Origin of the sequence: Paracoccus sp. (in: a-proteobacteria) (genome assembly GCF_030538755.1) — a bacterium.
In the GTDB taxonomy this organism is placed as follows: Bacteria; Pseudomonadota; Alphaproteobacteria; order Rhodobacterales; family Rhodobacteraceae; genus Paracoccus.
Genome location: NZ_JAUNTJ010000014.1, coordinates 40,721 through 53,894, shown reverse-complemented (window position 1 = coordinate 53,894; position 13,174 = coordinate 40,721). Strand labels below are relative to the sequence as shown.

15 protein-coding genes and 1 other RNA gene are annotated in these 13,174 nt (G+C 63.5%); 5 read left to right on the top strand and 11 right to left on the bottom strand.

All coding sequences use genetic code 11. The annotated features are described in order from the left end of the window. Positions 1-56: 56 nt before the first annotated feature. Positions 57-1,556, bottom strand: a complete 1,500-nt coding sequence (locus tag Q4G14_RS10010) for a CoA-acylating methylmalonate-semialdehyde dehydrogenase (protein ID WP_303361602.1) — start codon at positions 1,554-1,556, stop codon at positions 57-59. 102 nt (positions 1,557-1,658) lie between these two features. Between Q4G14_RS10010 and Q4G14_RS10005 the strand changes: the two genes are divergently transcribed. The 4 genes from Q4G14_RS10005 (at position 1,659) to Q4G14_RS09990 (ending at position 4,613) form a co-directional block, all read left to right on the top strand. Then, positions 1,659-2,570 carry a LysR family transcriptional regulator gene (locus Q4G14_RS10005; protein WP_303361601.1) on the top strand — a complete coding sequence of 304 codons (912 nt, stop codon included), beginning with the start codon at positions 1,659-1,661 and terminating at the stop codon, positions 2,568-2,570. A gap of 60 nt (positions 2,571-2,630) precedes the next feature. Beyond that, a complete protein-coding gene (locus Q4G14_RS10000) occupies positions 2,631-3,092 on the top strand; it encodes a CBS domain-containing protein (protein WP_303361600.1) in 462 nt (153 codons plus the stop codon). A gap of 148 nt (positions 3,093-3,240) precedes the next feature. Next, positions 3,241-3,732 (top strand): pantetheine-phosphate adenylyltransferase, encoded by a 492-nt coding sequence (coaD, locus tag Q4G14_RS09995; RefSeq protein ID WP_303361599.1) that lies wholly within the window; start codon positions 3,241-3,243, stop codon positions 3,730-3,732. A gap of 59 nt (positions 3,733-3,791) precedes the next feature. Continuing rightward, positions 3,792-4,613, top strand: a complete 822-nt coding sequence (locus Q4G14_RS09990; protein ID WP_303361598.1) for a DUF2189 domain-containing protein — start codon at positions 3,792-3,794, stop codon at positions 4,611-4,613. 96 nt (positions 4,614-4,709) lie between these two features. Here the strand turns inward: Q4G14_RS09990 and Q4G14_RS09985 are convergent, their stop codons facing one another. The 8 genes from Q4G14_RS09985 to ssrA all read right to left on the bottom strand — a co-directional run bounded on the left by Q4G14_RS09985 (position 4,710) and on the right by ssrA (position 10,890). Further along, positions 4,710-5,852, bottom strand: a complete 1,143-nt coding sequence (locus Q4G14_RS09985) for an alpha-D-ribose 1-methylphosphonate 5-triphosphate diphosphatase (protein ID WP_303361597.1) — start codon at positions 5,850-5,852, stop codon at positions 4,710-4,712. Continuing rightward, the gene (locus Q4G14_RS09980; RefSeq protein WP_303361596.1) at positions 5,849-6,394 is read right to left on the bottom strand and encodes a phosphonate metabolism protein/1,5-bisphosphokinase (PRPP-forming) PhnN; all 546 of its coding nucleotides are present in this window, start codon (positions 6,392-6,394) and stop codon (positions 5,849-5,851) included. The genes Q4G14_RS09985 and Q4G14_RS09980 overlap by 4 nt, the downstream gene beginning before the upstream one ends. 322 nt (positions 6,395-6,716) lie before the next feature. Continuing rightward, positions 6,717-6,944 (bottom strand): ribbon-helix-helix domain-containing protein, encoded by a 228-nt coding sequence (locus Q4G14_RS09975; protein WP_303361624.1) that lies wholly within the window; start codon positions 6,942-6,944, stop codon positions 6,717-6,719. Positions 6,945-7,349: 405 nt separating this feature from the next. Continuing rightward, a complete protein-coding gene (locus Q4G14_RS09970) occupies positions 7,350-7,538 on the bottom strand; it encodes a DUF4169 family protein (RefSeq protein ID WP_303361595.1) in 189 nt (62 codons plus the stop codon). Between the two features lie 287 nt (positions 7,539-7,825). Further along, the gene (gene fumC / locus Q4G14_RS09965) at positions 7,826-9,223 is read right to left on the bottom strand and encodes a class II fumarate hydratase (RefSeq protein ID WP_303361594.1); all 1,398 of its coding nucleotides are present in this window, start codon (positions 9,221-9,223) and stop codon (positions 7,826-7,828) included. Between the two features lie 86 nt (positions 9,224-9,309). After that, positions 9,310-9,858, bottom strand: a complete 549-nt coding sequence (locus tag Q4G14_RS09960; RefSeq protein WP_303361593.1) for a class I SAM-dependent methyltransferase — start codon at positions 9,856-9,858, stop codon at positions 9,310-9,312. 65 nt (positions 9,859-9,923) lie between these two features. Next, on the bottom strand, positions 9,924-10,388 hold the full coding sequence (locus Q4G14_RS09955; RefSeq protein WP_303361592.1) for an SspB family protein: 465 nt from the start codon (positions 10,386-10,388) through the stop codon (positions 9,924-9,926). Between the two features lie 147 nt (positions 10,389-10,535). After that, positions 10,536-10,890: a transfer-messenger RNA gene (ssrA, locus tag Q4G14_RS09950) on the bottom strand. Between the two features lie 80 nt (positions 10,891-10,970). Between ssrA and Q4G14_RS09945 the strand changes: the two genes are divergently transcribed. Next, on the top strand, positions 10,971-11,234 hold the full coding sequence (locus Q4G14_RS09945) for a PepSY domain-containing protein (protein WP_303361591.1): 264 nt from the start codon (positions 10,971-10,973) through the stop codon (positions 11,232-11,234). A gap of 52 nt (positions 11,235-11,286) precedes the next feature. Here Q4G14_RS09945 and Q4G14_RS09940 read toward each other — a convergent pair whose 3' ends face one another. Further along, positions 11,287-12,333 (bottom strand): PotD/PotF family extracellular solute-binding protein, encoded by a 1,047-nt coding sequence (locus tag Q4G14_RS09940; RefSeq protein WP_303361590.1) that lies wholly within the window; start codon positions 12,331-12,333, stop codon positions 11,287-11,289. Between the two features lie 84 nt (positions 12,334-12,417). After that, the gene (locus tag Q4G14_RS09935) at positions 12,418-13,161 is read right to left on the bottom strand and encodes an SDR family NAD(P)-dependent oxidoreductase (protein WP_303361589.1); all 744 of its coding nucleotides are present in this window, start codon (positions 13,159-13,161) and stop codon (positions 12,418-12,420) included. Positions 13,162-13,174 lie beyond the last annotated feature (13 nt).

Genomic DNA, 13,174 nt, shown 5'->3' with positions numbered 1-13,174 from the left:
TCATACCCCTGACCAACGCCATGGCAAAAGGCCCCGGCGAACCGGGGCCGTCTGCATCAGTCCATCGCCTTGAAGTTAAAGGCCGCACCCTCTTTGATGCCCGAGGGCCAGCGCGACGTGACGGTTTTCGTCCGCGTGTAAAAGCGGAAAGCGTCCGGGCCGTGCTGATTCAGGTCGCCAAAGCCCGACTTTTTCCAGCCGCCAAAGGTGTGATAGGCCAGCGGCACCGGGATCGGCACGTTGATGCCCACCATACCGATATTGCAGCGGCTGGCGAAATCGCGGGCAGTGTCGCCGTCGCGGGTAAAGATCGCGGTGCCGTTGCCGTATTCGTGGTTCATCACCAGATCGACCGCTTCATCATAGGATTTCGCGCGGACGGTGGACAGGACCGGGCCGAAAATCTCGGTCTTGTAGATGTCCATGTCGGTGGTCACGTTATCGAACAGATGCGGGCCGACGAAAAAGCCGTTCTCATACCCTTGCAGGCTGAAATCGCGGCCATCGACCACCAGCTTCGCGCCCTGATCGACGCCGGTTTCCACCAGCCGCAGGATGTTTTCCTTGGCCGCCTTGGTCACGACGGGGCCGTAATCCACATCATTGCCGGCGGTATAGGGGCCGACCTTCAGCGCCTCGATCTTGGGGACCAGCTTTTCGATCAGCTTGTCGGCGGTTTCCTCGCCCACCGGCACCGCAACCGAGATCGCCATGCAGCGTTCGCCCGCCGCGCCGAAACCGGCCCCGACCAACGCATCTGCCGCCTGATCCAGATCGGCGTCGGGCATGATAATCATGTGGTTCTTGGCGCCGCCAAAGCACTGGCTACGCTTGCCGGTGCGGGCGCAGTTTTCATAGATATACTGCGCAATCGGGGTCGAGCCGACAAAGCCCACCGCCTGAATCACATCGCTGTTCAGGATGGCATCCACCGCGCCCTTGTCGCCGTTGACGACCTGCAACACGCCATCGGGCAGGCCCGCCTCTTGCCACAGTTTCGCCAGCATCAAGGGGACCGAGGGATCACGCTCGGACGGTTTCAGGATCATGGCGTTCCCGGCGGCCAGTGCCGGACCCATCTTCCACAGCGGGATCATGGCGGGAAAGTTGAACGGCGTGATGCCCGCGACCACGCCCAGCGGCTGGCGCATCGAATACATGTCGATGCCCGGACCGGCGCCATCGGTGAATTCGCCCTTCATGAAATGCGGGGCGGCAACGCAAAACTCGATCACCTCCAGCCCGCGCTGGATGTCGCCCTTGGCGTCGGGGAAGGTCTTGCCGTGTTCGGACGACAGCACTTCGGCCATCTTGTCCATGTCGCGGTTAATCAGATCGACCATCTTCATCATCACGCGGGCGCGTTTCTGCGGGTTGGTCGCACCCCAGGCCTTTTGCGCCTCGGCGGCGCGGGCGACGGCATGGGCCATTTCATCGTCGCTGGCCAGCGCGAGGCGGGCCTGAACTTCGCCCGTCGCCGGGTTGAACACATCGGCAAAGCGGCCGGATTTGCCTGCAACTTCCTTGCCGTCGATCCAGTGGCCAATCTCTTTCATCGCATCCTCCTTTGCGTGTTGGCGGCACAATAGCCTTGCGGAAATGCCGCGCAAAGGGGAATGCTGGCAAAAGGGTTTTGCATTTATGCAAAGGAGGCGGTGGTGGACTGGGACGATCTGCGCATCTTTCTGGCGGTGGCGCGCGGCGAAAGCCTGTCGGCGGCGGGGCGTCGGCTGGGGATGGACGCATCGACCGTGGGGCGGCGGGTCGCGCGGCTGGAAGCCGGCCTTGGCGCGGCGCTGTTCGTGAAAACGCCGCAGGGTTATACGCTGACTGAACGCGGCCAGCGGCTGATCGCCCCTGCCGAAACCGCCGAACAGGCCGCTGCCGCTGCCGCCGAGGTCGGCACCCCCGCCGCCGGGCTGACTGGGCAGTTGCGCATCGGTGCGCCCGATGGTTGTGCCAACTATCTGCTGCCGCAAATCTGTCAAAGCCTGTGCGCGGCCCATCCCGGCCTTGAAATCCAGATCGTCGCGCTGCCCCGCGTCATCAGCCTGTCCCGCCGCGAGGCGGATATGGCGATCACCGTCAGCCCGCCCGAAACCGGGCGGCTGGTGGTGCAGCGGCTGACCGATTACCGGCTGCATCTGGCCGGGCAGCGCGATTATCTGGCCGCGCATCCGCCGATCAAAAGCCGCGCCGACCTGCGCGGGCACCGCTTTGTCGGCTATATCCCCGACATGATCTTTGACCGCGAGCTGGACTATCTGGCCGAAACCGGAGCCGAAACGGCGGCTGTCGCATCAAATTCGGTGTCGGTGCAGATGCAGGCGATCCGGGCGGGGGCGGGGCTGGGGATCGTGCATGACTTTGCCATCCCCTTTGCGCCCGAGGTGCGGCGGGTGCTGACCGACCAGATCTCGCTGACCCGCAGCTTTTGGTTGCTGCGCCATGCCGATGACCGCGCTTCGGCCCGTCTGGCCCGTCTGGCCGAGGCATTGGCCATCGCCATCCGGCGCGAGGTGACGCGGCTGGAGGCTCTTGCCGCGCGGCAGGCCGATCGTCCCACTTGACGGGTGCCCCGACCGCCGAACATGATGCACTCAACCCATACGCGACACCGGAGGAATGTCATGCTGGTCAATCAGATACTCGCGCTCAAGAATGGTTCCGACAAGCCGGGCGTTAACGCAGATGCGATCATGACCATCAAGCCCGACGCGACGGTGGCCGACGCCGCCCGCCTGCTGGCGGAACATCGGATCGGGGCGGTGGTGGTGTCCGCCGATGGTCAGACACCGGCGGGCATCCTGTCGGAACGCGACATCGTGCGCCAGATCGGCAAAAACGGGCCGGGCGTGCTGGATCAGCCGGTCAGCGGGATCATGACCGCATCGGTGCAGACCTGCACGGTCGCGGAAAACGCGCTGACGGTGCTGCAACGCATGACGCAGGGGCGATTCCGGCACATGCCGGTGGTGGATGACAACGGGCATATGCTGGGCGTCGTGTCGATCGGTGATGCGGTCTCGGGCCGCCTGCAAGAACTTGCGGCCGAGCGCGAGGCCCTGACCGGCATGATTATGGGGAACTGAGCCGCGTCTTTTACCACCGGCGCAGGGTCGCGCCACCGGGGATCAGGGCAGCATATCCTGCCTGCGATGATGCGGGGCAGGGGTGCTGGCCCTTGTCTTTGCCGCCAATATCCGCTTTCCCTTGGCAAAGGCATTGCAGGACGGACCCATGCGCATTGGATTTTACCCCGGCACTTTCGATCCGGTCACGCTTGGCCATATCGACATCATTCAGCGCGCGATGGCGCTGGTGGACCGGCTGGTGATCGGCGTCGCCATCAACCGCGACAAGGGGCCGCTGTTCAGTCTGGAACAGCGCGTGGCCATGGTGCGCGCGGAATGCGATGCGATTTTGCGGCAGACCGGCGGCGAAATTATCGTGCATCCGTTTGAAAACCTGCTGATCGACTGCGCGCGCGATGTGGGGGCCTCGATCATCGTGCGTGGCCTGCGGGCGGTGGCCGATTTCGAGTATGAGTTTCAGATGGTTGGCATGAACCGCGCGCTTGATTCGACGGTCGAGACGGTGTTCCTGATGGCCGATGCGCGGCGGCAGGCGATTGCCTCGAAACTGGTCAAGGAAATTGCCCGGCTGGGCGGGGACGTGTCGAAATTCGTCACCCCGCCGGTGTCGCAGGCGCTGACCGAAAAGTTCGGCTGACAAATCCGTTGATCGCTGCGCGGCTTGCCCCTAGCCTTTTGGTCAAGGGAGGATCTGCCATGACCGACATCAACGACGACATGCCATTGCGCGCCCCAGCCGGACCGGGCCAGCCGCGCGGCCCCGACATTATCCCCGAGCCGGTGCAGATCGGCATCGACGCCGTTTCGGCCTCGCTGATGGACGGCATCCGCGATTTTCGCCGCGCTCCGGCCTTTGGCCTGCTGTTTTCGGCCTTTTACGTCGCGGGCGGGCTGGTGCTGATGGCGGTGGCCCTGGCGGCCGGGCAGGAATGGTGGCTGATCCCGTTCATCGCCGGTTTTCCGCTGATCGCGCCCTTTGCCGCCGTCGGTCTGTATGAGGTCAGCCGCCGGATCGAGGCGGGCGAGCGGCTGGACTGGCCGTCGGTCGCGGGCGTCATCTTTGCGCAAAAAGACCGGCAGATGCCGTCCATGGCGATGGTGATTCTGCTGCTGTTCATGTTCTGGGTCTTTGTCGCGCATACGATCTTTGCCCTGTTCATGGGCGTGTCGGCATTGACCAATATCACCAGTTCGCCCGAGGTGTTGTATCAGGGGCGTGGGTTGATGATGTTGCTGGTCGGCTCGATCATCGGCGCAGGCTTTGCGGCGGTGCTGTTCAGCTTTACCGTGGTCGGGCTGCCCTTGCTGCTGGAACGCGAGGTGGATTTCATCACCGCCATCATCACCTCGGTTCGGGCGGTGCTGATGAATCCGGGGCCGATGCTGGCCTGGGCGATGACGATTGCGACGATCCTGTTCGCGGGTTTCATCCCGTTCTTTCTGGGGCTGTTCGTTGCGCTGCCGGTGCTGGGGCACGCAAGCTGGCACATGTATCGGCGGCTGATGCCGGACATCTGACCCGAGCTTGCCGAGGTTGCGAGGGATCGCGCCCCAAGGTGCGTATTTAGGCAAACAGGAAGCGGGGGCGTGGTGTCAGGTTGGCGGGGTGGCTTGCTAGATCCGCAGCCCGCGCGCCCAGACCCCGCGCAGCACCGGCGTGTCGCTGTCTATTACGCCAAAGCGGATCAGGTCGGCGCGTTGGCCGGTCGTCAATGCGCCGCGATCCGTAAGGCCGGCGGCGCGGGCCGGGTTTTGGGTGACGCAGGCGATGGCGCGGGCCATGTCGCCGCCCCAGATCGCCGCCAGCCGCAGTGCGCCTGACAGCAGCGCGGCGGGCACATAGTCGGATGACAGGATGTCCAGCAGCCCTGCCTGCGCCAGTTCTGCGGCGGCGACATTGCCGGAATGCGATCCGCCCCGGATCAGGTTCGGTGCGCCCATCATCACCATGATGCCGTGATCGTGGCAGGCGGCTGCGGCCTCGGGCGTGGTGGGGAATTCCGCCAGCCGGACGCCGTATCCCGCAGAGGTCGCGACCTGTTGCGCCGTTGTGTCGTCATGGCTGGCCAAAGCTGCGCCAAGGCGGTGGGCCAGGGCGACGGCGGCGGCCTCGTGCTGGTCGCCGTAGCGGGCGCGCAGGTCTTGCAGGCGCTGAACGTGTTCGGCGAATTGCTGATCGCTGAGCCGATGGCGGCCTTGCACATATTGCGCCAGCTTGGCTATGTCGCGGAACTGTCGCTGGCCGGGGGTGTGATCCATCAGGCTGACGATGCCGACGCGATCATCGGGTGAAAATTCGTCCAGTTCCGCGATCAGGGTTTCCGAGCAGACCTCGGCCCGCAGGTGCAGAAAATGGCTGATCTTCAGCGCGCCGCGTGCGCGGACGGCCATCAGCTCGCTGGCCAGAGGGCGGGCATAGGGATCATAGCTTGTGTCATCGCCGCCTTCGCCGGGGATCGAGCCGATGCGCATGGCGTCGAACACGGTCGTAATGCCGACGCTGGCCAGTTCCGCGTCATGCGCGATGATCGCCGCCGCGTGGGGCCAGTCAACGCCGGGGCGGGGCTGGATATGACGTTCCAGATTGTCGGTATGCAGTTCCACAAGGCCGGGGGCCACATAGTCGCCGTCGCAGTTTATGGCACCGACTGGGACTGTCGTGCCCGGCGTGACGTCGGCGATCACTCCGTTTTCCACATGCAGGGCGCCGCGCATGACACCGTGGGGCAGGATCAGTTCGGCATTGGCCAAAATCATGTGCCGCAAATCCTGTCGATGGCGTTGCAGAAATCTGTCAGCGCGGCTTCCAGTTCGGCGGAGTTGTCGATGTCGTGAACTGGCAGGTTCAGGCGGTCGAATTCGGGGCCTCGGCCGATTCGTGCGGCCAGTTCGCGCGGGTTGTCGCGGCCATGCGCCGTCAGCCGCGCGATGCGCAGGGGTTCGGGGGCGGTGACATGGATCACGGCGAGGCCGGGAAAGGCCGCCGCTGCCTCGGCCAAGGCCAGCCGCGACATATTGGCCAGAACCACCGGCGCGTCGGGCAGCTTTTTCGGGATGCCGTAGGACATGCCGTAGGCATACCACGACACCGCGAAAAGCCCGGCCTTTTGCAGGGCGGTGAAGGCGCGTTCCTCGGTGCTGATGATGTTTTCGCCGCCGGGTTCGGCGGGGCGGGTGATGACGCGGCGCACAATCGACACGCGCCCGGCCATGCGATCGGCGGCGGCCTTCATCAGCGTCGAAACGCCCGAGCCGGACAGCCCGACCACGGCGATGACCTGCGGGGTGCTGCCGCTCATGCGGTGGTCCGTGGCGGGTATGGGCAGGAGCGGGCCATCAGCGGTTGATCCTGCATCGGTTGACGCGCGTGTGACGTGCCTGCCGGCCCAAAGCCCCCGCCTGTTCCATGTCATCGTTTGCTGTCACCGCCGTTCCGTCCCCGCAATGCTTGCCCCATGGTCAGGTTACAGGGCGCCAGACCTGCTCCCGACCGTTTGGGCGCGGCCATCCTATCGCTGCAAATCCAAGGATACCAGCAAGCAATGCAGCCTGATGGCCGGCAGATCACCCGGCCGGGCGTGGTTGCGGCGGGGGTGATTCGTCTGCGCCGCAGGCGTCAGCTTATGCGGGGTCGTGGTTCTGAACCGAGTCCAGAACGAACAGGCGCAAAGCGGTGGCCAGGCCGACTTCGGGCGGGCGCTTGCGGTCGATTTCGGCGATGAGCGCGGCGCGGGGGCGGCCCAATTCGCGCGCTTTCTGGCCCAGAACCTTCCAGAAGGCATCTTCGAGCGAAACCGAAGTCCGGTGCCCGCCGATCGTCACCGAACGCTTGGCCGGGGCATCCAGCATCGGCAGAACCAGCGCCGCGGCCACGGATTCGTTCAAATGCTCGTTATCTTTCTGAACCGATTCGGTTCGTTTCATGCGATACCTCAAGTCAGCTTCATTCGCCGGCCCAGAACCGGGCTGATAAAAGGGTAATCGGGCTAGCGATATGAGAATATTGAACAACATTGTAGAGAAATGGGCCAGCCCCAAAGCGTCGCAGGATGACGCAGCGGCAAGTTTTTTCTACCCAGAGTGGTCTGACTTTTGTTTTGACGCCACTGATGCGTGTCTGACCCAAGGTGGGGCGGACGGGCAGACCGAACCGCCGTCGGCGTCTGAACCTGCATCGCAGGCCGAGTGGTCTGGCCTATGCGACGAACTGATTTTTGACTTTGGCCAAGCAGCGGTTGCGCCAGACTGGCTGGGTTAGGCCGGGTCGTCCTTGTCGATCCGGTGGCCGTCAAGAGATTTCGACGCCCGGTTCTTTCGGGTTGTTTCAGCGGCGACTTCGGCCTTGGTGCGACCGAATTTTGCCGCGTTCGCATCGCCCGTGCGGCGGGCGTCGGTGCGTGCGCGCGATTTTCGGGCCTGCCGCAGATTGATGACGTTGTTCATTGTTCCACCGGGGACAGCGTGATGGGCCATAAGATGCAGGGGCGTTCTTGCGGCGAATATAGCACGGCACGGCACCCGAAACAGCCAGCAGCGTGATGCCTATGGCCAGCCAGCAGATTAGCTGGCGGTCGAGAGGGGGCAGAGCCTGGCCGGTCGGCATGGCGAAGCGGGGGGCGTTAACCTTTTTGGCTGGCGCAATCGCACGGGCCGCAAGTGCCCGCACGCAGATGCCTTGTGACCGTTCCGTTCAGGGAATAAGGGCGCGGTCTGTGCCGCGCCCCTTGCGATCAGTCTTCGGGGCCGACCATCAGTTCCGGGCGAACGATGCGGTCGAATTCGTCTTCGGTCACAAAGCCCAGCCCGACCGCCTCTTCGCGCAGGGTGGTGCCGTTCTTATGCGCGGTTTTGGCGACCTTGGTCGCGTTGTCATAGCCGATGGTCGGGGCCAGTGCCGTCACCAGCATCAGGCTTTCCTTCATCAGCTTGTCGATGCGGGCCACGTTCGCTTGGGTCCCGGCGACCATGTTATCGGTGAACGACCCCGCCGCATCGCCCAGCAGTTGCATGGACTGGATGACGTTATAGGACATCATCGGGTTATAGACGTTCAGTTCGAAATGCCCCTGCGACCCGGCAAAGCCGACCGCCGCATCATTGCCCATGACATGGGCGCAGACCATGGTCAGTGCCTCGGCCTGCGTCGGGTTGACCTTGCCCGGCATGATCGAGGAACCCGGCTCGTTTTCCGGCAGGATCAGCTCGCCCAGGCCCGAGCGCGGGCCGGACCCCAGCAGCCGCATGTCATTGGCGATCTTGAACAGGCTGGCGGCGACGGTTTTCAGCGCGCCGGAAAAGAACACCATCGCGTCATGGGCGGCCAGCGCCTCGAACTTGTTGGGGGCGGTCACGAAAGGCAGGTCGGTGATCTTGGCGATTTCCGCCGCAATCGCAGTATCCCAGCCTTTTTGGGTGTTCAGCCCGGTGCCGACGGCGGTGCCGCCCTGCGCCAGTTCATAGATCTGCGGCAGGCACATCTTGACCCGCTCGATCCCCATTTTCACCTGATGGGCATAGCCGCCGAATTCCTGACCCAGCGTCAGGGGTGTGGCATCCTGTGTGTGGGTGCGGCCGATCTTGATGATGTCCTTGAACTCCTCGGCCTTGGCGGCCAGTGCGGCGTGCAGTTTTTCAAGGCCGGGGATCAGCACGTCGCGGGCGACCATGCCGATGGCGACGTGCATCGCGGTCGGGAAGGTGTCGTTCGACGACTGCCCCATGTTGCAGTGATCGTTGGGATGGACGGGCTTTTTGCTGCCCATCTCGCCGCCCAGAATTTCGATCGCGCGGTTGCTGATAACCTCGTTCGCGTTCATGTTCGACTGCGTGCCCGACCCGGTTTGCCAGACGACCAGCGGAAAGTTGTCGTCGAACTTGCCCTCGACCACCTCGGATGCGGCTTGCACCATGGCCTTGCCGATGGCCGGGTCCAGCTTGCCGGTGGCCATGTTCACCTGCGCGGCGGCCTGTTTGATGACGCCAAGGGCGCGGACGATGGCGACCGGCTGACGTTCCCAGCCGATGGGGAAGTTCTGGATCGAACGCTGCGTCTGCGCGCCCCAGTATTTGTCGCCGGGCACCTCAAGCGGGCCAAAGCTGTCGGTTTCGGTCCGGGTGGTCTTGGTCATGGCATCGCTCCCTTACGGTTTCGCCGGGTTTTAGCCGTTGAAGGGTGGATTCGCAATCAGTATGCGATGGTATGCTGAACAGTTCCTTACTGGTGAAACACATAGACCTGCGCCGGGGGCAGGTTGGCCCAGATGCGCGGGCTTTTGTCATGGCGCAGCCCGAAACGGTTGCGCACACTCTCGGACAGTGGCGGGTTCGGGCCATAGGTGATCTGCACGAACGGCGCGCCGGGGCGCATCATGCTCAGCGCGGCACCGATGATGGCGGTCTGGATGTCGTCGGGCAGGGCCAGCACCGGCACACCGGAAATCACCGCATCCAGATCGCGCCGCCCCACGTTCACCATTTCCTGTGCGGGCAGGTTGTGGACGCGGGTGCCGGGGAACAATTGCCGCAGGCGGTCGCAAAAGGCGGCGTTCAGTTCATACAATTCCAGCGCGGCGGGGGGCAGGCCGCGGTTCAGGATAGCGCGGGTGATGGTGCCGGTGCCCGCGCCGATTTCCGCCACGGCGGGCATGTCGGGGCGGATGACGCGCGCCATTTCTCGCGCGGCGGCACGGCCGGTTGGCACCACGGCACGGATTTCAGAAGGACGGCGGATGAACTGGGTCAGAAACAGGCCGAGATCCGACATTGATGATCCTTTTGCAACAGTGTCGCATCAGGGCTATCGCAGCCGGGTGACAGGGGTGTGACGGGCTATTTCCGCCACTTGTCCAGGCTGACAACCTCGCCGCCGCCTTTGGGCGTATCGTCGGGGGTGTCGTCAACGGGGGCGGGTTCTTCGTCTTCGCTGTCGTCCTCGTCAGGTTCCTGCGTCTCGAATCGCAGGCCGAATTCGACCGAGGGATCGACAAAGGTCCGCACCGCGTCAAAGGGAATGCGCAGCGGCTCGGGCGAGTTGCCAAAGTTCAGCGTGACGGTAAAGCCTTCGTCATCGACGCTGAGGTTTTCAAACCAGTGCTGGATAACGATGGTCATTTCGTCGGGGTAACGCTCATGCAGCCAGTCGGCGATCTGCACGCCTTCGTCGCGGGTGTCGAAGGTGATAAAGAAGTGGTGTTCCCCCGGCAGGCCGTTCTGCGCGACGCCCCGCAGCACATCTGCGATCAGGCCCTGCATCGCCCGATGCATCATGCTGCCATAATCGATTCCGCGCGTCATCCCGTTCCCCCGGTTGAAAATCCTTGCGCCAGCATAGGCATGTGGCTGCGATTGAAAAGGGGCGGATTGCAGGTGAAATATGTATGCACATAATGGGCGCGGAACGTCACGCGAACGTGGCGGGCAGGGGCGCAAATACGGGGGAAAGGTGCAGGATTCTGTTGCCAGGTTCCTGCGGACCCCGCCTTAGGCTGCTAGGCGTAAGGACTTAAGTTTCGGTCTTTCGAGCTGCTTACGCAGCCAGAGCGACCGGAGCACGGTTGTCGTTGGCAACTGTACATTTTGCACCGATAACGGTGGTAGCTCACCGAGACAAAGCAAACAGCTTTAGACGTTCGTCGATCCTGTTTCGGCCCCATGTTCCCCCAACGAGGGTGATCTGGTGGAGCCGCCGGGTACCGCCCCCGGGTCCGATCCGCTTATTACCTGCGCGTTTATGTCCATAGTCCGGGTTGCCCCGAACAGACCCAACATAGGGCGCAGCGTGTTTCCGCGCAAGGGTCGGGCGGATGGAACATCAGATGGAATATCCCGGCTGGTGATGCGTTAACGGCGGGTCATTAAGACTGAAAGGAAGACATCATGTCGTTTGTCAAGATTTTTGCCGCTGCCGCCATTCCGGCCACTCTGATCGCGGGCACGGCCTTTGCTGACACCGCGCCGCCCGCCGGTTCGATGAAGCTGTCCGACGTTGTGGCGCTGATCGAAAATCAGGCCGGTGCCGAACTGGCCTATATCAAGGAAGTCGATTGGGATGATGACGGCTATTGGGACGTCGAATACCGCACCACCGCTGGTGCCAAGGTCGATCTGCGGCTGGACCCGGTGACGGGCGAAAACCGCTAATCACTCCCGCCAAGGGTGAAAAGGGCGCCCGGCAAGGGTGCCCTTTGTCGTTTCAGAACCCGGCCTTGATGCGTTCAAATTCGGCCAGTTGCCGCTGGCGCTGTTCCGGGTCGTTCGGGGTCTGGGCCAGAATCGGCACGTCGATGGACGACAGGCCCGCGTGTTCCAGTTCCTCGGCCGACAGGGTTTCCATGCCGCGATTGTTGGTAGAGCCATAGCCGATCTTGTCATACAGGCCGCGCGCGGCCTCGGGGGCGATCCAGGCGTTGATGAAATCATACGCCTTGTCTTCGCTGCCCGGAGCGTTCTTCAGGTTCACCCAGCCGCAGTAAAAGGTCGAGCTGCCCTCGGTCGCTTCGCGCTGAAAGCCGACATCGTAATTGTCGTCGCGCAGGTAAACCACGCCATCGTTCCACGACCACGCCACATCGGCGGCCCCGGATGCCATGATCTGCGTCATCTGCGCCGGGTCAGCCCAATAGGCCGATACGTTCTGATGCGCCTGCCGCAACCAGTCGGCGGCCCTGGTGAATTCCTCGTCCGTCACATCGTCCCAATCGGTGGTGCCGGTGGCCAGATAGGCCAGTGCCCACACGTCATCCGACGAATCGGGCAGCGAGGTGCGGCCCTGATAGTCGGGGTTCACGAACACTTGCAGCGTGGACACATCCTCGGCCGGGACTTTTTCGTTGGAATAGGCAACGGCGGTTACGCCCCAGTCGGCGGGGATATACCACACGCCTTCGTCATCCCTGATGACCGTTGATTCCAGAAAACGCGAGTCGATGTTGTCAAATTCGGGGATGCGCGACACGTCCCAAGGCTCGATCAGGCCGGCGTCGCGGTATTTCGACACCATCTGGCTGCACGGATGCGCCACATCGGCCCGGAACCCTGATGCCAGTTTCTGAAATGCCTCGTCATCATTGCCGTAAAAGGCGAAGGTCGGGCCGGTGCCGTGCTTTTCGATATAGGCGGGATAGATGTCAGGCTCCTCGAAGCCGGCCCAGTCAAAGACCGTCAGTTCGGGGTCGGCGGCAAAGGCGGGCGCGGTCAGCGCGGCCAAGGCCGAGGTCAGGCAAAGATGGCGCAGTTTCATGGAACCTCCGTGTGTTCTTTGAGCCTGACGCTACTGGTGGGCCGGATGCCGCGCAAGGGTGATACTGCGGCATCCGGGGGCCGGTCAGCGCATCCGCAGCGCGCCGTCCAGCCGCACGGTTTCGCCGTTCATGTAACCGGATTCGATGATGAAGGCGGCCAGCCGGGCATATTCTTCGGGTTCGCCCAGACGTTTGGGGAAGGTCACTTCGGCGGCCAGCGAATCCTGCACATCCTGCGGCAGGCTGCGCAGCATCGGCGTGCCAAAGGTGCCCGGTGCGATGGCGCAGACGCGGATGCCGTTGCGGGCCAGATCGCGGGCGATGGGCAGGCTCATCCCGGCGATGGCGGCCTTGGATGCGGCATAGGCGGCCTGACCCGCCTGACCGTCAAAGGCGGCGATGCTGGCGGTGTTGACGATGACGCCGCGTTCGGGGCCTGGGTTCGCCGACATCGCCTCGGCCGCCAGACGCAGCACGTTGAAGGTGCCGATCAGGTTCACCTCGATCACGCGGCGAAAGCTGTCCAGCTTGTGCGCGCCGTCACGGCCCACGGTTTTCTCGCCGATCACGATGCCCGCGCAGTTCACGCAGGCGTCGATGCCACCCATCCGTTCGGTGGCGGCCTTGATCGCGGCCTGCACGCTGGTTTCGTCGGTCACATCGGTTTCGGCAAAGCCCGCGCCGATACTGTCGGCAAAGGCCGCGCCCTTGGGATCGTGGTCCAGCACCATGATCTGTGCGCCCATCTTGCGGAAATATTCTGCCGTTGCCGCGCCAAGGCCGGATGCGCCGCCGGTGATGATGGCGCGTGTCTTGCTCAGTTCCATGTCTCTCTCCCTT

Bases quoted from the DNA above. Each gene is read 5' to 3' on its own strand.
- Q4G14_RS09955 (WP_303361592.1), bottom strand. From the start codon at position 10,388: ATGACGCGCGGAATCGATTATGGCAGCATGATGCATCGGGCGATGCAG.
- Q4G14_RS09980 (WP_303361596.1), bottom strand. From the start codon at position 6,394: ATGAGCGGCAGCACCCCGCAGGTCATCGCCGTGGTCGGGCTGTCCGGC.
- Q4G14_RS09945 (WP_303361591.1), top strand. From the start codon at position 10,971: ATGTCGTTTGTCAAGATTTTTGCCGCTGCCGCCATTCCGGCCACTCTG.
- Q4G14_RS09935 (WP_303361589.1), bottom strand. From the start codon at position 13,161: ATGGAACTGAGCAAGACACGCGCCATCATCACCGGCGGCGCATCCGGC.
- Q4G14_RS09990 (WP_303361598.1), top strand. From the start codon at position 3,792: ATGACCGACATCAACGACGACATGCCATTGCGCGCCCCAGCCGGACCG.
- Q4G14_RS09940 (WP_303361590.1), bottom strand. From the start codon at position 12,333: ATGAAACTGCGCCATCTTTGCCTGACCTCGGCCTTGGCCGCGCTGACC.
- Q4G14_RS09960 (WP_303361593.1), bottom strand. From the start codon at position 9,858: ATGTCGGATCTCGGCCTGTTTCTGACCCAGTTCATCCGCCGTCCTTCT.
- fumC (WP_303361594.1), bottom strand. From the start codon at position 9,223: ATGACCAAGACCACCCGGACCGAAACCGACAGCTTTGGCCCGCTTGAG.
- Q4G14_RS10010 (WP_303361602.1), bottom strand. From the start codon at position 1,556: ATGAAAGAGATTGGCCACTGGATCGACGGCAAGGAAGTTGCAGGCAAA.
- Q4G14_RS09970 (WP_303361595.1), bottom strand. From the start codon at position 7,538: ATGAACAACGTCATCAATCTGCGGCAGGCCCGAAAATCGCGCGCACGC.
- Q4G14_RS10000 (WP_303361600.1), top strand. From the start codon at position 2,631: ATGCTGGTCAATCAGATACTCGCGCTCAAGAATGGTTCCGACAAGCCG.
- Q4G14_RS09975 (WP_303361624.1), bottom strand. From the start codon at position 6,944: ATGCTGGATGCCCCGGCCAAGCGTTCGGTGACGATCGGCGGGCACCGG.
- coaD (WP_303361599.1), top strand. From the start codon at position 3,241: ATGCGCATTGGATTTTACCCCGGCACTTTCGATCCGGTCACGCTTGGC.
- Q4G14_RS09985 (WP_303361597.1), bottom strand. From the start codon at position 5,852: ATGATTTTGGCCAATGCCGAACTGATCCTGCCCCACGGTGTCATGCGC.